Raw genomic sequence first — 19202 nt, forward strand, 5'->3', positions numbered from 1 at the left:
TATTTCCAGCATTTCGTATCGAGATGCTGGGGATGACCCGCAAGCGGTGCAGGGATGTCCGCACTGGCTGAGGGCCATTGTCGTTAAAGCGTTAAAAGTAAAAAGTGGTATTTAACCGGCCTCATGCTAGGGCCCGCTAGGAGTAAACTATGAAAACAGGCTCCCAGAGTTCCTTTTCCGCGTTGCGCAGTAACCCTGCCGCGCTGGGTTTGGGTCTGCTGGTACTCGCCGTACTGGCGGGACTGATTGTCAGTATCTATTTGGTGCAGACCCGCAGCGATCGCGATAAAGAATACCTGCAACAAGTCGCGGAACTGCGTGCACTTTCCTATCAGGTGGTTTCCTACGCACCTGCGGCTACTTCCGGTGATGATGCTGCATTTGCGGAACTGGAAAAGGTCTCTGGACAGATGGCCAGTGCCTGGAACCAGTTACAGGGTATGGATAAAGGGAGCCGAAAAGCTCTCGATGCTGAACTGGCTACCTATGGTACCGTTTGGCGCAAACTGCGCGAGCAGGTAGATACCATTATCGGTAACAAGGAAACCATTATCTTCCTAAACGATGTGGCTACCACGCTTAGTGCCTCGCTGCCTGAACTGCAGGCAGAGCACAACAATATTGTGGAGATACTGCTCGCCAACAATGCCCCGGCGAATCAGGTGGAACAGGCACAGTTGCAGGTATGGCGTGCGGAGCGTATCGGTCGGAATATCGACAAAATGCTGCAGGGCGGTGACGATGCGGAGTCGGCCGCTGATCAGTTCAATACTGATGCCAGCCTGTTCGGTAAAGTGGTGGATGGCATGAAGAGCGGTGATGTGGTGATGGGCATCTCCCGCGTTACCGATGAAGAAGCACGCCGCTCTCTGGATGAAATTACTGAGCTGTTTGAATTCGTAAGTTCCTCTGTACGCGAGATATTTGAGGCGACTCCAGCCCTGTTTGCAACACGCCAGGCCTCTGACGGCATTATCGCTTCTTCGCCGCAGCTGCTCGAAGCCCTGAGTACCCTGAATGACCGCATCGTAAACCTGGCGGACGAACGCCAGCCAAACAATATGACCATCACCATTCTGGCAGCGGCATTCGTGCTTCTGATCTTTGCGATGATGGGAATGGCGTTCTCCGGTACCCGCCGCAGCCTGATACAGGAATCCGATACCAACGAACGTAACCAGCAGGCCATTATGCAGCTGCTGGATGAGCTGGCAGACCTCGCCGATGGTGACCTGACTACCTCCGCGACAGTAACAGAAGCTTTCACCGGTGCGATTGCCGACTCCATCAACTTTACAATCGACCAGCTGCGCGTTCTGGTATCCCGAATCAACGGAGCTGCACAGGAAGTATCCGGTCTGTCCCAGGAAACCCAGCAGACCGCGCTGCATCTAGCCGAAGCCTCTGAACACCAGGCACAGGAAATTGCCGGAGCCTCTGCGGCGGTGAATGAAATGGCGGTGACCATTGACCAGGTATCTGCAAACGCCTCTGAATCTGCCCAGGTAGCCGAGCGCTCGGTACATATCGCGAGTAACGGTGCCAAGGTGGTACAGAACACCATTAAAGGCATGGATAACATCCGCGAGCAGATTCAGGACACCTCCAAGCGAATCAAGCGTCTGGGTGAATCATCCCAGGAGATTGGCGATATCGTAAGCCTGATTAACGACATTGCTGACCAGACTAACATCCTGGCCTTGAATGCAGCCATCCAGGCGAGTATGGCTGGTGATGCTGGTCGGGGCTTCGCGGTGGTTGCGGACGAGGTTCAGCGACTCGCGGAACGTTCCGCCGCCGCTACCAAGCAGATTGAAGGCCTGGTTAAAGCCATTCAGTCTGATACCAACGAAGCGGTAATTTCCATGGAACAGACCACCACTGAGGTGGTACGTGGAGCCCGCTTGGCTCAGGATGCCGGTGTTGCCCTGGAAGAGATCGAAAGCGTATCCAGTAACTTGGCATCCTTGATCCAGAACATCTCCAACGCTGCCCGCCAGCAGGCCTCTTCTGCAGGTCATATTTCCAACACGATGAACGTGATTCAGGAAATTACTTCGCAGACTTCTGCTGGTACCCAGGCTACTGCCCAGTCCATTGGTAACCTGGCACAAACCGCCAGTGCCTTGCGTGAATCTGTTGCCGGCTTCAAGCTGCCACAAGACGAGAGCATTGAGACGAACAGTGAACTGTACGATGTGGAACTGCCGGAGATGGACGCTGAGACTTTCACTATCGATAGCGAGGAATCCGATTCCTTGTCCCGTGAAGATCGGGCTCTGGCCTAACCCACTTATAAAACCCGGTAGCCAATTGGAGACCGGGCACATAGGGGCGCACGGAGTACCCTCCAGATAATCGCGGATTCAGGTTCGCATCGGGGTATAGCGCCTGTGTAGAGAATGAATTATTGGGGGCTCGGCGTGAGTCACGACAATCCGAACTTCATGGCCCTGGATTGGCTGATTGGTGAAATCAACGAGACCCTGGCGCAGGCGCGCCAGTTCCTCGAGACATTTGCCACGGATCCAGAAGCGGGTGCAACACTGCTGCAGAATAGTTTGTCCCTGGTTCACCAGGTACACGGCAGCCTGCATATGGCTCAACTCAGTGGCGCAGCGATGCTCGCCGAAGAGATGGAACAACTGGTACAGGCCCTTGCCAGTGGCAGTGTTGAAAACACCGACGAAACGCGCGAATTCCTTATGCGCGCTTTGTTGGAGTTGCCGCTCTACCTTGAGAAGGTCTCTTTTCAGCGTCGTGATAACGCAGTCCTGCTGTTACCCTTACTCAATGACCTGCGTGCGGTCCGCCGTGAGCGCCTGATCACCGAGGGTGCGCTCTTCTCTCCAGACCTATCCTCCCTGGATCGTATAAGTGGCAAGCGCCAACCACTGACTGCTGATAGTGCACGTTTGCAGGAGCTTGTAACAAAGCTACGCAAAATGTATCACGTAGCAGCTGCCGGCCTGATTCGGGATGTGAACAGTGGTGAGAGTCTGGCGTACCTGAATAAAATCATTGAGAAAATGCAGCTGCTTTATAGCGGCAGTCGGCGCCAATCTCAGTGGGAGATTCTACTGGGGCTCCTGGAGGCGCTCGGCGAGCACCGCATCAATGTCCAGCCGGCCCTTCGCCATCTGTTGCGCCGTGTAGATGTGGAATTCCGATTATTGCAGGGGCGCGGTGCCAAGGTGTTGGATGCCCGCCTTGATGCGGATTTCCTGCGAAACCTTCTTTTTTATGTATACCTGGCGGGCCCAAATGGCCCGCGCTGTCAGGATTTATACCAGCGTTTTGCCTTGGATAAAGCGGTTCCGGGGACACCACGACCGGATACAGAGGACGTGCTGGCCATGGGCCCTGAGGCTCTGGGTACTGCGATCGCTGCACTGCGGGAAGAGTTGCAATTGGTTCGCGAGGCGCTGGAACCGAGCGGCGCCAGTGAGCAACCACCGTTAAGTGATACCGCTGCAGTTGCCAAGCGGATCGCAGATACCCTTGGCGTACTTGGCTTGGAGGCGCAGCGCGGCCGCGCCCGCGGCATCTATGAATATCTGCGTGATGCCTCCCGCGGCACCGATGTCGAGGAATACCTACTGCGTGCTGCCGGTGAGCTGGTACAGCTTGATTCGGCCCTTGCTGCCACTGTTGACCGCAATAAGCAGGTCGATGATGAACAGCCGATAATGGGAGATGCCACCGACTCAGTTTTGCGCGAGGCGCGCCTGGGCCTTGAGGCCGTGAAAGAGGCGGTAATGGAGTATGTCGCCAGCCATTGGGATATCAGCTATTTAAGCCGGGTACCGCAACGTCTGCAGGAAGTTTGTGGTGGTCTGGAAATGGTAGGCTACCAGCGTGCTGGTGAAATTATTGCCTGTTGTAACCATTACATTAATAAATCCCTAATCGAGCAAGCTGAACAGCCTGAATGGCGCATGCTCGATACCCTGGCTGATGCGATAACCAGTGTCGAGTATTATCTGGAGCGCCGCTCAGAGGGGCTGGAAGATACTGAAATGCTGTTGGCGCTGGCTGAGGATAGCGTGGCCAACTTGGGCTTTGCCCTCGAAAGTCCTCAGATTGAGGCTTCGGAAGTAATTGCTCCCCAGGACGAAGCACCGCAGGCCACTGTGGAGAGTCAGGAGGGGGATGATGGCTTTAATCTGCTTGACCCCGAATTTGCCATATCCGGGGAAACTGGAAGTGAGTTAACCGATCACCATACTTTTGTACCTGAATCGGTGGAATCGGAAGCAGTTAATGAGTTGCCGGGTGGCAGCGACACTGATGAAGAAGCAGCATTACCATTTGAGAGTGTTGCCGGTGGAGACGATGTTACCAAAGCGGAATCCATTTCCGTTTCTGCTCCACGCGTTGCCAAAGAAGAGCTTTCCACTACGGCTGATCAGGACGATGACAGGCTCTCAAATAATGGGGTAAATGCACAGGCTGAAGTAGCTACACAAGCGGTAGAGAATTCCGCTGTTGAGACTTCGGAAGTTGAGGTGCCCGTACCGGCAGGGGAGCAAACTAGTGTTCAACCCGTTGAGGGGCCGGCCCAAGAGTCTGCAGAACCCCAGGTATTTGTGGACGACAGCGAAAGCTTGATCGACGATGAGATCATTGAAATCTTCCTCGAAGAGGCCAGTGAAGTCCTTACCCATATAGGCAACTACTTCCCTGAGTGGGCGGCAAATTTTGCCAATACTGATGCTCTGGTGGAATTCCGACGTGGTTTCCACACCCTCAAAGGGTCCGGCCGTATGGTTGAGGCGCTGGACATCGGTGAGCTCGCCTGGTCAGTGGAGAATATGCTGAATCGGGTGATTGATGACAGCGTCACGCCTCAGCGGGCCCATGTACTCCTGATTGAGCAGGTCTTCCAAAAACTGCCCTCAATGGTTGAGGCTTTCCGCCTTGGCAAAGGGGACCCAGATCAGCCTCTTACCCTGCAATTGCAGGCTTGGGCTGAGCAGCTTAGTCAGGGGCAGATCCCTGAGGAGCTGTTGGCGTTGGATGTTGGTGAAGCCTCAACGAGCGATACTGTTGAAGATGACAACAGCGACGATCGCGCGCAGCTTTGGGAGATTTTCGCCCAGGAAGCTGAGACGCACCTCGCTGTTGTTGATGATTTCCTCATGGAAATGCGCGCAGTTGCCCCGGTATATGGAGTACCAAGCGATCCGCTCCATCGCGCGTTGCACACCCTCAAAGGCTCTGCCCACATGGCGGAAGTTAAGGTGGTTGCCGAGATGATGGCGCCGCTGGAGCGCTTTGCGAAAGAACTGCGCATTTATCAGGTGCCCATTGATGCGGATATCTTCGAGCTGATCGGTGATGGTGCCAGCTATGTTCGTCAGGTATTGGGGCAGATTCGCGCGGCCGAGCTCCTTCAGGTAGAAAAGTCTGAGCAGTTTGTTGCTCGCGTAGCGGAATTGCAGGAGCGCTCTGTAGGCCATCTGATACGTGAGCGCGAGGCCAACGAACCGAAAGCGGTAGACCCACAGTTGCTTGCGGTGCTGATGGCCGATGGCATGCGGGTTCTGTTGGATGCCGACCAGATGCTCAACCAATGGCGAGCGAATCCCACGGATAAAACTCAAGTCAACGAAGTTGCTGAAGAGCTGGACGTCCTGCAAGAGGCTGCCAGTCGTGCGCAGTTGCCCATTCTGGCCGAACTAGCACAATTGCTATTGGCTGTTTATCGCAAGGTGCTGGCCGGCAAGCTTGAGGAGGAGCCTGCACTTTGGGCTTCTCTGGAACAAGGACACAATGAGCTGCTCGACCTTGTTGATGCCGTGGCTGCAGCCCAGGATCTGCCAGAAGTGAGTGAAGCCGTTGAAGAGGCGCTGCGCTATCTGGCGGAGGACGAGGCAACTGTCGAGGCTGCGGAGGAAGACTACGATCTGAGTGAATTGGGGATAGAGCCCCAAGAGCTGGACTCTGTCGCATCCGCAGAAGAGGAGTCAGAGCAGGTAGCTATCGCTGTAGAGATTGAAGCGGAGCAACCAGTACTCGAGCCGGATGATTATGAGTCGCGGCCAAGAGCTGAAGTCATTGAGCCGGACAGTAATATTGAAGTGGCTGAGCCCCAAGCAGAAGAGGCCCAGGAACCCACACTGGATGACCTGTATCAGGCACTCTCCGAGACTCCAGCTGATAGTCGTGCCGATAGAGCTATCACTGAGCACCCTGATCCGGAGCTTATCGATATCCCTCAGGAACTTACAATCGCGGAGGAACCTGTAACGGCGATCTCTTTGGTTGCTGAGCCAGCTGCTATCCACAGCGAAGACCGGGTTGCGGAACAACAGCGTCTGCTGGCTGACATTGATCCCGATGTGGTTGATGTCTTTATGGAGGAGGCCGGTGATCTTACCGACGAGCTGGAAGAGTTGATCCAGAGCTGGGAGGACGTGCCAGAAAGTCACGAACAAGCGGAAGCCTTGAAGCGGGTGTTGCATACCTTTAAAGGTGGTGCGCGTATGGCTGGCTTGATGGGGCTTGGTGAAGTTGCCCACCGTTTTGAAACTGTCATTGAGGGTATGCGTGATAATACGCGCCCCACGCCAGAATTTTTTGCCGATGCTCACCGTATCCACGATCGAATAGCTGACGGGGTTGAAACCATACGCGCCTGGATGGTGGGTGAGCAGCTGGAAGCTTTCGTTCAATTGCTCAGTACCGATTGGGCAGATCGACATGTTGCGTCAGCAGCTGCAGTGCAGGTTTCTGGCAGCGAAGCGCCTCTGCAGGAAATGCCCGTTGAAGCACCTCCAACCGAGGGAGAGGTAAACAACGCTGTCGAAGAGCCTATGCCGACAGTAGAGTTGCCGGGTCAGACCCCGATCGACTCATCCGACATACCTTCCCTGCTGCCGGAGCCAGTGGAAAACCCGGAAGGCGGGAACGTATTGCCGTTTATTCGCAAGTCCAGCACTACCAATACAGAGGTTGCGACTCCTACTCGTAACCAACCCCAGGAAATGGTACGTGTTGCCGCTGAGCTTCTGGAAGAGCTGGTTAACCTTGCCGGTGAGACTGCTATTTCACGTGGTCGCCTCGAAGAGCAGATGAGTGAGTTCGGCCTGGCCCTGGACGAGATGGATGCAACTCTGTTGCGCCTCAATGAACAGCTGCGCCGTCTGGACCGGGAAACCGAAGCACAAATTCTCTTCCGCCAGGAGCAGTTGGCGGAACAAGATGGTGACTTTGACCCACTGGAAATGGACCGCTACTCATCTATTCAACAGCTGTCCCGCTCTCTATTGGAGTCTACCTCTGACTTGATGGAACTGCGCTCAACGCTTGATAACAAAGCGCGTGATACAGAGACTTTGTTGTTGCAACAGTCACGGGTGAATACCGAGCTGCAGGAAGGCCTGATGCGCAGCCGCATGGTGCCTTTCTCCCGTCTGGTACCGCGTTTGCGTCGTATTGTGCGTCAGGTGAGTGCCGAGCTTGGCAAGCAGGTTGAGCTCGTTTTCTCCAACGTGGAGGGTGAGCTGGATAGATCCATGCTCGAGCGTATGGTTGCGCCACTTGAACATATGTTACGCAACGCCGTGGACCACGGTATCGAGATGCCGGGAGAACGTCTTGCAGCTGGTAAAGCAGAGCGCGGTCGTATCGATGTAGCCCTGGCGCGAGAAGGTAGCGAAGTGGTTTTGACCATTCGCGATGATGGCGCCGGAGTTAACTTAATCAGGGTGCGGGAGAAGGCCGTCGAGAATGGCTTGATGCGCCCGGATGCTGAGCTGTCCAATAACGAGATACTGCAGTTTATCTTGCAGGCGGGGTTTACTACTGCAGAAAAGGTAACCCAGATTTCCGGTCGAGGTGTGGGGATGGACGTAGTTTCCGCCGAACTCAAGCAGATCGGTGGCAGTGTACATATCAACTCCGAAGCAGGTGCCGGAACTGAGTTTGTCGTGCGGTTGCCGTTTACGGTATCTGTTAACCGCGCCTTGATGGTAAAAATCGGTGAGGACTTATTCGCCCTACCGCTGAATACTATCGAGGGTATTGTGCGTCTCAGCCCTTTTGAGCTGGAGCATTACTACCGTTCCGAGGATGCGCGCTTTGAGTACGCCGGTGAACTTTATGAAGTGAACTACTTCGGTACCCTACTGAAGTCCGGTGCCCAGCCCAAACTCAGTGTTGACGATATGCAGCTGCCAGTTTTGCTGGTGCGTTCAGAAGGGCACGCCATGGCTTTGCAGGTTGACGCTATCCGCGGCAGCCGGGAGATTGTGGTGAAGAGCCTGGGGCCACAATTTGCGGGGGTTCAGGGAGTTTCTGGAGCTACAGTAACCGGTGATGGCACCGTGGTTGTGATTCTCGATGCACATGCCCTGCTGCGCCGCCAGGCAACTCAGCTCGCTCGCCCGGAAATGCCACAGTTGCAGCTGCAGGCTGAGCCTAAGCCCGAACCGGAAGATCGCCAGCAAACAGTGATGGTGGTGGACGACTCCGTGACGGTACGTAAGGTAACCTCGCGTTTCCTTGAGCGCGAGGGTTATTTGGTAAGTACCGCCAAAGATGGCCAGGATGCGGTGATCCAGCTTCAAGACAAGATTCCCGATTTGATTCTGCTGGATATAGAAATGCCACGTATGGATGGTTTTGAGGTTGCGCGCCATATCCGCTCCAGCAGTCGCTTAAGGGATATCCCTATCGTGATGATTACCTCGCGTACCGGTAGCAAGCACCGGGATCATGCCATGTCGCTAGGGGTAAACCATTACCTGGGCAAACCATACCAGGAAGATGTTTTACTTGAGGCAATCCGTGAATACGCAGGTGCTTCAGCTGTTGGCAGCTGAAGCGGCCTCGAAGACTATAGACAAGAGATAGGCAATGAGTGAAGTTGAAGCACTGTCAGTAGATGTTCCGCAGGAAGTGAGCAGTTTGTTGTTGCCCCTGCAACAGGGACAGATGCTGGTGCCCGTAGAAAGCCTCTCTGAGGTCATTGCGATACAGACCCCTGTGGCTGTGTACGACGCCCCCGAGTGGTATCTCGGAGACTTAATCTGGCGTGAGCAGAGGTTGCCACTGCTGTCTTTTGATGTGATGCGCGGTGAATCTCTCAGTAGCACTTCTGAAAATGGACGTATTGCGGTGCTAAGCAGTGGTAACCCTGATGGTGACCTGCCGTATTTTGCGCTCATTCTGCAGGGGACTCCTCGACTGGTACGGGTGACTCCAGAAGAGCTGGCTCTGCGTGAGCATACATTGAATCCTGGTGAGTTGATGCACGTGGCACTTTCCGGTGAAGAAGCTGTGATCCCCGATCTACAGGGACTGGAGCGGGCCTGTCTTAAGTACTGTGAGATGGACTGAGGCTACTCCCAAATAGTGCGATATCTTTTTGGATAGAGTGTTAAAAAAGGGGCCATTAGGCCCCTTTTTATTTTTGTAATTGGCAAATGCCCCTTCATATTTGCCGAAGCAAATCTACTAGAATAGTTCCTCCGGCAGGGATTCTCTCGGTTGTTCCCGTCCGGGCATATCCCGATCTTCATCCGTATAGCGGTTGCGATAGGGGTTGTAGACCTCGCGGCTGGGCACCCGATTGGTGCGGAAAATTTCGAACATGCCGCCATAGGAAGTACGCAGGCCGTTCTCCGGGTTGATGCGTACGGTCTCAATGTCGTCGGGCTGGGCCAAATGACGCTCCGGCAATCCCTCCAGCGCGGCCGTCATAAAGTCTATCCAGATAGGTAGGGCTGCAGAGCCACCGTATTCATTTTTGCCCAGTTCGCCATAGGAGTCGAAGCCGACCCAAGCGCTGGTGGCCAGGTAGGGGCTGTAGCCCGAGAACCAGGCATCGCGGGGTCCGTTGGTAGTTCCGGTTTTACCAGCGATATCCCCGCGCTTCATGGCGAGTGCACGGCGGCCGGTGCCTTTCTTGATCACATCCTTGAGGATGGAATCCATGATGTACGCTGTCTCTGGTGACATGGCACGCGGCGCCAGTGGCCTTGCCTGGGATTTTGTCGGGTCCATAGGGCCGACAGGAAGAACCTCTAGTTCTGGGGGCGTCTCGCCTTGATCTGGCCCTTCCCCTTCCTGTTGCAACACTGCCAGATCCACAGGTTCCCGATTAAAACCCTGGGGTTCGTTGCCGGGCTCTGGACAGTCGTTACAAACGGTGAGCGGTAAAGCTTGGTAGAGCATTTTGCCATTAACATCCAGCACTCGGTCCACCAGGTAGGGTTCCACCCGATAACCGCCGTTGGCGAAGGCGGCATAGCCACGAACCATTTCTAATGGAGTCAGAGCCGAGCTGCCGAGCGCGATAGTCAGGTTGCGTGCCAGCTTGCTGCGCTCAAAGCCGAAGCCCTCCACAAAGCCCAAGGCATAGTCCAGTCCCAGAGCCTGCAGCAGGCGAATGGAGACCATATTGCGTGACTTGTAGAGTGCCATACGCAATCTGGTTGGGCCTAAGAATGTGCCGCCATCATTTTCGGGGCGCCATACATCTTGAAGGTTGGTTTCCTCAAAAATAATCGGGGCATCATTGATCATGCTGGCGGCAGTGTAGCCCCGCTCGATAGCCGATGCGTAGATAAAGGGTTTAAAGCTCGAACCGGGCTGACGTGCCGCCTGGGTTACCCGGTTGAAGTGACTTTGGCGGAAGTCATAACCGCCCACCAATGCGCGTATTGCGCCATCCTCAGGGGCGATGGAAACCAAGGCTCCCTGGGCGGCGGGTACCTGGGTCAGCTCCCACTCTTCGGTGACCTGGGGCTCCTGGGGATCGGGACCCTCTTCTTCAGGACTGGCGAAAGGATCGGGTTGAGGCACTTCTTCCGCCACGCTCACAGTTTGAACTGCAGCTTGGTCCTCATCAGTTTTATCAATTTCAATGCGGCGTAACCGAACGACGTCACCGGGGGCAAACATTTTGTCTGCGGACTGCAAAAGTGGTCCGCGAGCACTTTCGGAGATATAGGGGCGAATGGATTTAAGTCCATTCTCCCAGGGAACCTCTACAACCCGGCGATCCCGTAACTGAACCTGTAGGAGCTTGGGCTTTACTGCCGTTACTACCCCTGGCTCAAGTCCTCCCAGGACTGGTATTTCATTGAGAAGATCGATCAACTGGTCGCTATCGTGCAGCAGCTCAGGTGGTAGGCGTTGCTCGGGACCACGATAGCCATGGCGTGAATCATAGGTTTCCAGGCCATGCTGAAGGGCTTTGCGCGCTTCGTCCTGGAGGCGGCTATCGACAGTAGTGATGACTTGGTAGCCATCTGTATATGCGCTGTCACCAAATAGCTCCACCGCTTCCTTGCGTGCCATCTCGGCAATATAGGGGGCATCCAGGTCCAGGTCGCGGCTATGGTAGCTGGCGGTCACAGGAGCGGTAATGGAGTGTTTGTATTCATCCTGGTCGATATAGTCGAGATCGAGCATGCGTTTCAAAATCCAATTACGCCGCACCAGGGCACGGGTCGGATTGGCAATTGGATTGAATGTGGAGGGCGCCTTGGGAAGGCCCGCCATCATGGCCCACTGGGCCAGGTTCAGGTCTTTGATATCGCGGCCGTAGTACACATGAGCGGCGGCCTGGAAGCCGTAGGCGCGGTTTCCCAGGAAAATTTTGTTGATATATAAGGCGAGAATTTCATCTTTGCTGAGTTCGCGCTCAATCTGTAAAGATAGCAGAATCTCATTAAACTTACGTACGAAGCGCTGTTCCCGGCTCAGGAAGAAGTTGCGCGCCACCTGCATGGTCAGGGTACTACCGCCCGATTGAATTGAACCGGTTCGAATTAGTTGTGAAGCCGCGCGGATCAAGCCTTTGATTGAAACACCATTGTGAGAGTAAAAACTCGCATCCTCGGCAGCTAAAACCGCTTTGATAAAAGGCTCTGGCGTCTGCTCAATGGTAATCGGGTTACGTCGTTTCTCCCCGAACTCCCCAATAAGCTTCATATCCTGTGAATAGACTCGCAGGGGAGTCTGCAGGCGAATGTCGCGCAGACTCTCAACGGAGGGCAGCCCGGGCTTTAAGTAAAGATAAATGCTGGCGAGAGTCATGGCTGCGCCGGCCGTCCCGGCGAGACAGAGCCAGAGCAGTGCTAGTAGACGATTTCGGGCTTTTACGGTCATGAAACTGCTTCTGTGTACTTCATTTGTAAGATTCGGTGAATAATTATACGAATATTGTGCGCTATTACCTATGCAAATGCTGGTTGAAGCGGTAATTTAAAGTGCTATAACATCAAACTTTCATAACCCACGGAAAAGATAAGAAAAATGGGGATTTTCCCTTTTCTGGATAAAGGCCCGAAGGCCATGCTGGGACTCGATATTAGCTCGACTGCAGTGAAGTTGCTGGAGCTAAGTCGCAATGGTGATAAATATCGTGTCGAAAGTTACGCCGTGGAACCTCTTCCACCCAATGCGGTGGTAGATAAGAACATCAATGATGTTGGAGCCACAGCCGAAGCTATTCGCAAGGTGGTGCGCCGGTCCAAGACTCGTCTGCGTCGTGCCGCAGTAGCCGTTTCCGGCTCGGCAGTAATCACAAAGACTCTCGAAATGCCCGCAGATCTCTCCGATGAAGATCTGGAGGCGCGTATAGCTCTCGAAGCTGATCAGTACATCCCCTACCCACTTGAAGAGGTGAGTTTGGATTTTGAGGTGCAGGGGCCATCTGAAAAGGGTGAGGATCAGGTGGAAGTTCTGCTTGCGGCTTGTCGCAGTGAAAATATTGAGCAGCGAATTTCTGCTCTCAGCGAAGCGGAGTTGGAAGCGGGTGTTGTCGATGTGGAGGCTTATGCCATCGAGCGAACTTATACCCTGTTGGAAGATCAATTTCCGCCTCAGGAGCAAATGGTTGTCGCTGTAGTGGACATTGGTGCCACCATGAGTGCTTTGTCAGTTCTTGTTGACGGCAAGACTGTTTACACACGTGAACAGCTTTTCGGTGGCCGCCAGCTTACTGATGAAATCCAGCGCCGTTATGGTCTGTCTGCCGAGGAAGCCTCATTGGCCAAGCACCAGGGAGGCAGCGGATTGCCGGATGATTATTACGCTGAGGTACTGGAACCTTTCCGCGATGCTGTCATTCAGCAGGTTACTCGCTCACTGCAATTCTTTTACTCCTCCACCTCATATAGTGATGTGGATTACATTCTGCTCAGCGGTGGCGTCGCAGCAATGGAGGGATTATCCGAGTTAGTTGGTGAGAAATTGGGTAAACCCACACTAGTCGCTGATCCTTTCCATGGGATGAGCCTCTCCTCGCGAATAAATCGCCAGTCTCTGGCCAATGAGGCACCTGCGTTGATGATTGCCGCAGGGTTAGCGATGCGGGAGAAGGAGTACTGATATGGCCAAAATAAACCTGCTACCCTGGCGCCAGGAGTATCGAGCTAAGAAGCAAAAGGACTTTCAACAAGTAGCTTTGCTAGTGGTAATTGCTGCAGCGCTATTAGTGTTTGCATGGATAGAGACTGTGGACGAGCAAGTTTCAAACCAAAACGCGCGTAACCAGCTTCTTCAGGAGAAAATCAGTGCGCTAAATAAACAGGTGCGTGAAATTAAAGATTTGAAGAAACGGCGCCAGGAGCTCATTGACCGCATGCGGGTGATCCAGGAGCTGCAGGGGAATAGACCTCTAGCTGTGCGCTATTTTGATGAATTGGTCCAAGCGACCCCAGAGGGGCTCTGGTTAAATTCTCTCCAGCGGAAGGGAAATAGCCTGGAAATATCTGGAATCGCTGAATCCAATAACCGGGTTTCTTCTTTTATGCGAAACCTGGATCAGTCTGATTGGTATGATTCCCCAAATCTTACTGGCGTCACTGCGAGCCCAGCTTTTGGCGAGCAAGCCAGCGCTTTTCAATTGGCGGTAAATCTCAGTGGACGAAAAAAAGAGAATGAACACGTCGATGAAGCAAATTAAAGGATCCTGATCATGGCATTGGGGGATACGTTAAAACAGCTTGAAAATCTGGATATCAATGATATCGATTTTAGCCGTGTTGGAGTTTGGCCCTTACCTGGGCGTGTTGCTCTACTAGTGATCATTACGGCAATTATAATTGGTCTCGGTTATTATTTTTGGGTTGGTGATTTATATAGCAGGCTGGATATTGCCGCTAAAAAAGAGCAGGACCTTTTTACTCAGTTTGAAAAGAAACAATTTGAAGCTGCGAACTTGGATGCTTATAGGGAACAGCTGGTAGAAATGGAGGAGACTTTCGGTGCTCTTCTTAAGCAGCTACCGAAAGATACTGAGGTCCCAGGTCTGTTAGAGGATATAGATGAGTATGGTCGTGGCAGTGGTTTAACTATTGAAAAAGTTGCTCTGCAAGACGAATTGGTAGGCGAATTTTATGTGGAGCTGCCAATTAGAATCCAGGTTCATGGTGGCTATCATGAATTTGGCTCTTTTATTAGTGGTATTGCGGGCATGCCGCGAATCGTGACTCTACATGACTTTAATATTTCAGCGAGCCGTGACAGTGGTGGTTTGCTCAATATGGTGATTAATGCCAAAACATATCGTTATAAAGACCAAGGGGATGAGGAATGATAAGACTTTCCATCCTTGTTATCGCGTTCGTTACAGTGTCAGGCTGTAGTTTGAATGCAGACCATTCAGATTTAACAGAAAGAATGGCTGAGGTTGAAAGAAGACCCCAGGGGCAGATAGAGCCAATTCCGACGTTTACTCCTTACAGCCCATATGTATACAGCGCTGCGGCACTGAGAAGCCCGTTTACAAGACCCATATTGGAGTCAGAGCAACGCTTAGTGGGACGAAAACTGGATATTGCCCCCGATATGAGCCGTCGTCGCGAGTTGCTTGAAGGTTTCAACTTTGACGCTCTTTCTATGGTGGGTACTTTGTCACGGGATGGCCAACTATGGGGGCTGATAGATGATGGTGCCGGAGGTATTCATCGAGTGACGATAGGAAACTATCTTGGGAAAAATCACGGCCGAGTGGTCAATGCTAATGCCGATCAGCTCGATGTATTGGAAATTGTACCTGATGGCACTGGTGGCTGGATTGAGAGGCCGCGGGCACTGACGTTGGAAGAAAAGGACAACGGATAATGATTAAAAAGCAACTTGCCAAGTTTTTAGCTCCGTTTCAACTATTATTGCTCGCTTTATCGGTACTTCCAGCTGCTTTACAGGCTCAAATAAATCAGCTTAATGATATCCAGTTTTCTGAGCTGCCTGGTAGCAGGGTGCAATTACGCTTAACATTTACCGATGTACCCCCTGAGCCAACTGGATATACGATTGAGCAGCCAGCACGAATTGTGATGGATCTTGCTGGTGTAGAGAGTTCTCTGCCACAAAAGAAGTATTCTCTCGGAATAGGCGGGGCTCGAAGCGCAGTAATTGTCTCGAATGAAGATCGAACCCGCTTGATAGTTAACCTGGACCAGCTTCCGGCTTATACCAGTGAGGTTAAAGGTAATCAGCTAGTCTTGGAGATTGGTGCCGGTTCGGTTGAGCAGGCAACGGTAGTCGCTCCCTCTGACACAATGACTCATGATAGCGGCCTTAGTATTGGAGGTGAAAAGCAGTTTCGCACTTCAGGCTCTATTGCGATTAACAATGTTGATTTTCGCCGCGGAGAAGAAGGGGAGGGCAAAGTAATAGTCAGCCTTTCTGACCCAGCAGTAAATATTGATGTAGAGCGTACCAAAGGAAAGATTTATCTAACTTTTCTGGGGGCGAAATTACCTGAGTCATTGCGTCAACGCCTTGACGTCACTGATTTTGCTACAGTGGTAAATTCAATCGTTGTTGACTACGATGGACAAAATACAGTTATAGCTGTTGACCCCACCGACGTTGATTATGATTATCTCGCCTACCAGGCAGATACGGAATATGTGCTCAGTGTTAAGCCTCTCACCGCTGAGGAGATAAAGGAGAAGGAAAAAGAGTTTCAGTTTAGTGGTAAAAAGTTATCGCTGAACTTCCAGGATATTGAAGTGCGATCTGTCCTTCAGATAATTGCCGATTTCACGGGACTGAATCTTGTAGCAAGCGATACAGTTGAGGGAAGAATTACCCTGCGACTTGATGGAGTACCTTGGGATCAAGCACTGGCTTTGATTTTGAAAGCAAAAGGTCTGGATAAGCGTCAGGAGGGCAGCGTGATCATGGTTGCGCCTGCCGCTGAGATTGCTGAGCGGGAGCGCCAAGAGCTTGAAACCCGCAAACAGCTTCAAGAACTGGCTCCATTATTAACTGAATATATCCGTGTCCGCTATGCTGATGCTGGAGAAATATTCACTTTATTTTCAGGGAAAGATAGCGATAGCTCCGGACAAGGTGGATTTGCTGGTGGAAATAGCCGGGATGTCAATAAAGCGAGTATTTTGTCACCTCGCGGTAGCGCAATTGTAGACGAGAGAACAAACACAATTATTCTGACGGATACGGAAGATAAAATTGCACAGTTTCGGGAGTTGATAGAGGTTATTGATATCCCAATCCGCCAGGTGATGATTGAAGCGCGCCTTGTTACAGCTAATAGTGACTTTGCCAGTGAATTGGGCGTTCAATGGAATTATGTTGGCGCTGATGAAATTAATGATAGTACTTCGGGAATTGGCGCTGGGGGGCACTTGCCTCTTGATGAGGATGATGATGTAGGAATTGTCAATGGAGTTTTGACTGGCTCACCAAATGTATTGGACCCCTTAATGGTGGACCTTGGTGCGCCAAATGCGGTGGGAAGTTTGGCCTATGCTATCTTGAAGGACAATTTTTACCTGGGGCTCGAGCTGTCAGCTATGGAAGATGTGGGTAAGGCTGAAATAGTTTCCCAGCCTAAAGTTGTTACAGGGGATAAGCAGGAAGCAACGATTCAATCTGGTGTGGAAATCCCTTACCAGGAAAGAACCTCTTCAGGTGCCGCATCTATAACTTTTAGAGAAGCCGTATTGGAACTTACGGTACTTCCGCAAATTACCCCAGATAACAATATTATTATGGCACTAAATATCAAACAGAATAGTGTTGGTGAATTGATTGAAGTAACTGATTTTGCATCAATACCCTCAATTAATGTTAATAACCTGTCAACTAAAGTATTAGTGCGAAATGGTGAGACTATTGTCTTAGGTGGGATATTCGAAAGTAATATCCTTGAAAGTGAAACTAAAGTGCCTTTATTGGGGGATATTCCTTATTTAGGTAACCTATTCAAGAGAAGCGTTCGAACTGATGATAAGAGAGAGCTTCTCATGTTTATCACTCCTCGAATTATGGAAGATGAGAATTTTTACTCTAAGTGATTAACCGTTCCATATTTTTGGTCGGCCCCATGGGGGCCGGCAAATCTACCATCGGCAAATTGCTTGCTGCACAATTACAGCTGCCGTTTGCCGATACCGATAAGGTGCTGGAAGAGCGTACCGGTGCCGACATTCCCTGGATTTTTGATGTAGAAGGGGAGGCGGGTTTTCGACGCCGTGAAAGTGAAGTACTCGAAGAACTATGCCATGGAGAGTGTCAGATTATCGGTACTGGTGGCGGAATAGTGCTGTTGGAAGAGAACCGCCGGCAGTTGCAAAAGTACGGCCTTGTTGTCTATCTGCAGGCCAGTGTGGATCAGTTATTCGAACGTACCTCAAAAAACAGCAACCGACCGCTTCTACGGGTTCCGGACCCACGTGCGCGTATTGAGGAAATATTGCACGAGCGCGAACCTCTCTATCGTGAAGTGGCAGATGTTATTTGCGATACTGATAACCTGACACCCAAGCAGGCTGTAGCGCTGGTGGTTGAACGATTGCAGAACACCCTCTCCCAATAACCTCCCTGGACTCTGTGCTAAAGTGCCTCTCATTTACTCAGTTCGCTGAATCTCAGCGGTGGCGGGAAGGAGAGCACAATGCATTGCCTGAATGTAGAGTTGGGGGAGCGTAGCTACCCAATTATTATTGGTTCACAACTCCTGGGTGATTCACAGTATCTGCTGCCCTATATACGTGGACAGCAGATTTGTATTGTTACCAATGAAACTGTTGCCCCCTTATATCTAGACCAATTACTCAAGGGCTTGTCCAGCTTCGACAAGGTCGATGTTGTCGAGTTACCTGATGGCGAGTCCTTTAAGACCCTCGATACACTAAATCGCATTTTCGATACTTTACTGGAGCAGCGCCATAACCGCACAACAACCCTGATTGCATTGGGTGGTGGTGTTGTTGGAGATATGTGTGGTTTTGCTGCAGCTTGCTACCAGCGCGGCGTTGATTTCATTCAAGTGCCTACGACACTCCTCGCACAGGTCGACTCTTCTGTCGGCGGTAAAACAGGTGTAAATCACCCACTTGGTAAAAATATGATTGGGGCTTTTTACCAGCCGCGCCTGGTCTTGGCGGATATGGATACTTTAGTGACCTTACCTGATCGGGAGTTCTCTGCTGGCATAGCCGAGGTCATTAAGTATGGCCTGATTTGTGATGAACCATTTTTCTCTTGGATCGAGCAAAATATTGACGCCCTGTTGAGCCGTGATCCGCAGGCGCTGGCTTACGCCGTTGACCGCTGTTGCCGGGATAAGGCTGAAGTTGTGGCCAGTGACGAGCGTGAGGCTGGACGTCGTGCCATATTGAATTTTGGCCACACATTTGGTCATGCCATTGAAGCCGTCCAAGGCTATGGACGTTGGTTACACGGAGAGGCGGTTGCCGCAGGGATGGTGATGGCACTGGAGTTATCACGATTGCAAGGCGATGTAGATGATGATTTATTAAAGCGGGTTCGAAGCCTACTAGCTAAAGCCCAACTACCGCAGCAATCCCCTGCGGATATGACCGTTGATCATTTCCTGCAAGCTATGCAGGTGGACAAAAAGGTGGTGGATGGAAAACTGCGATTGGTGCTCTTAAGGGCGTTGGGCAATGCAAAAGTCGTCGATGACACACCGAGGGAAAAGGTTATAGAAGCGCTAAAGAACTGTGGTGCTAAGTGATGACCGCCTCGAAAGATCCTAAAATCGGAGTACTGGATAACTAGAATTCGCCAATACAGGAAATATATCTGCTTAATTGGTGTTTGGCAGATAAAAAAACTACAAAATATTGAAAAGCTAGTGTTGGGCAAGTAATATTGCGCGCCCCCCGAAAATAATGGCGGGGCGTGACGACCGCCAACAAGAACAATAAAGAAAGCCCCACCAGAGGGCTTTTTTTATCTCG

At 51.9% G+C, this 19202-nt stretch carries 11 protein-coding genes; 10 read left to right on the plus strand and 1 reads right to left on the minus strand.

The features are described 5' to 3' along the window. Positions 1-149: 149 nt before the first annotated feature. The 3 genes from ACJJJB_RS20345 (at position 150) to ACJJJB_RS20355 (ending at position 9345) form a co-directional block, all read left to right on the plus strand. On the plus strand, positions 150-2288 hold the full coding sequence (locus tag ACJJJB_RS20345) for a methyl-accepting chemotaxis protein (protein WP_020413648.1): 2139 nt from the start codon (positions 150-152) through the stop codon (positions 2286-2288). Positions 2289-2447: 159 nt separating this feature from the next. Beyond that, positions 2448-8828 (plus strand): hybrid sensor histidine kinase/response regulator, encoded by a 6381-nt coding sequence (locus ACJJJB_RS20350; protein WP_445366293.1) that lies wholly within the window; start codon positions 2448-2450, stop codon positions 8826-8828. 34 nt (positions 8829-8862) lie between these two features. Continuing rightward, a complete protein-coding gene (locus ACJJJB_RS20355) occupies positions 8863-9345 on the plus strand; it encodes a chemotaxis protein CheW (protein WP_020413646.1) in 483 nt (160 codons plus the stop codon). Positions 9346-9462: 117 nt separating this feature from the next. On the opposite strand, the gene ACJJJB_RS20360 is transcribed toward ACJJJB_RS20355, so the two are convergent. Next, positions 9463-12123 (minus strand): penicillin-binding protein 1A, encoded by a 2661-nt coding sequence (locus tag ACJJJB_RS20360; RefSeq protein WP_282951892.1) that lies wholly within the window; start codon positions 12121-12123, stop codon positions 9463-9465. Positions 12124-12270: 147 nt separating this feature from the next. On the opposite strand from ACJJJB_RS20360, the gene ACJJJB_RS20365 reads away from it, so the two are divergent. The 7 genes from ACJJJB_RS20365 to aroB all read left to right on the plus strand — a co-directional run bounded on the left by ACJJJB_RS20365 (position 12271) and on the right by aroB (position 18976). After that, a complete protein-coding gene (locus ACJJJB_RS20365; RefSeq protein ID WP_282951891.1) occupies positions 12271-13347 on the plus strand; it encodes a pilus assembly protein PilM in 1077 nt (358 codons plus the stop codon). Position 13348: 1 nt separating this feature from the next. After that, on the plus strand, positions 13349-13924 hold the full coding sequence (locus ACJJJB_RS20370) for a PilN domain-containing protein (RefSeq protein ID WP_020413643.1): 576 nt from the start codon (positions 13349-13351) through the stop codon (positions 13922-13924). Between the two features lie 12 nt (positions 13925-13936). Then, positions 13937-14557, plus strand: coding sequence for a type IV pilus inner membrane component PilO (locus tag ACJJJB_RS20375; protein ID WP_020413642.1), 621 nt, complete (start codon positions 13937-13939; stop codon positions 14555-14557). Further along, positions 14554-15084, plus strand: a complete 531-nt coding sequence (locus ACJJJB_RS20380) for a pilus assembly protein PilP (RefSeq protein ID WP_020413641.1) — start codon at positions 14554-14556, stop codon at positions 15082-15084. The genes ACJJJB_RS20375 and ACJJJB_RS20380 overlap by 4 nt, the downstream gene beginning before the upstream one ends. Next, complete coding sequence (locus ACJJJB_RS20385) at positions 15084-17291, plus strand: type IV pilus secretin PilQ (RefSeq protein ID WP_445365402.1); 2208 nt, start codon at positions 15084-15086, stop codon at positions 17289-17291. Before ACJJJB_RS20380 ends, ACJJJB_RS20385 begins: the two co-directional genes overlap by 1 nt. Beyond that, the gene (gene aroK, locus ACJJJB_RS20390) at positions 17288-17812 is read left to right on the plus strand and encodes a shikimate kinase AroK (protein ID WP_020413639.1); all 525 of its coding nucleotides are present in this window, start codon (positions 17288-17290) and stop codon (positions 17810-17812) included. The genes ACJJJB_RS20385 and aroK overlap by 4 nt, the downstream gene beginning before the upstream one ends. A gap of 78 nt (positions 17813-17890) precedes the next feature. Then, complete coding sequence (aroB, locus tag ACJJJB_RS20395) at positions 17891-18976, plus strand: 3-dehydroquinate synthase (RefSeq protein WP_445365403.1); 1086 nt, start codon at positions 17891-17893, stop codon at positions 18974-18976. Positions 18977-19202: the final 226 nt, after the last annotated feature.

The sequence above is a fragment of the Microbulbifer variabilis genome (assembly GCF_052468405.1).

Coding starts and splice junctions, on each gene's coding strand:
- ACJJJB_RS20345 (WP_020413648.1), top strand. CDS start 150: ATGAAAACAGGCTCCCAGAGTTCCTTTTCCGCGTTGCGCAGTAACCCT.
- ACJJJB_RS20350 (WP_445366293.1), top strand. CDS start 2,448: ATGGCCCTGGATTGGCTGATTGGTGAAATCAACGAGACCCTGGCGCAG.
- ACJJJB_RS20355 (WP_020413646.1), top strand. CDS start 8,863: ATGAGTGAAGTTGAAGCACTGTCAGTAGATGTTCCGCAGGAAGTGAGC.
- ACJJJB_RS20360 (WP_282951892.1), bottom strand. CDS start 12,123: ATGACCGTAAAAGCCCGAAATCGTCTACTAGCACTGCTCTGGCTCTGT.
- ACJJJB_RS20365 (WP_282951891.1), top strand. CDS start 12,271: ATGGGGATTTTCCCTTTTCTGGATAAAGGCCCGAAGGCCATGCTGGGA.
- ACJJJB_RS20370 (WP_020413643.1), top strand. CDS start 13,349: ATGGCCAAAATAAACCTGCTACCCTGGCGCCAGGAGTATCGAGCTAAG.
- ACJJJB_RS20375 (WP_020413642.1), top strand. CDS start 13,937: ATGGCATTGGGGGATACGTTAAAACAGCTTGAAAATCTGGATATCAAT.
- ACJJJB_RS20380 (WP_020413641.1), top strand. CDS start 14,554: ATGATAAGACTTTCCATCCTTGTTATCGCGTTCGTTACAGTGTCAGGC.
- ACJJJB_RS20385 (WP_445365402.1), top strand. CDS start 15,084: ATGATTAAAAAGCAACTTGCCAAGTTTTTAGCTCCGTTTCAACTATTA.
- aroB (WP_445365403.1), top strand. CDS start 17,891: ATGCATTGCCTGAATGTAGAGTTGGGGGAGCGTAGCTACCCAATTATT.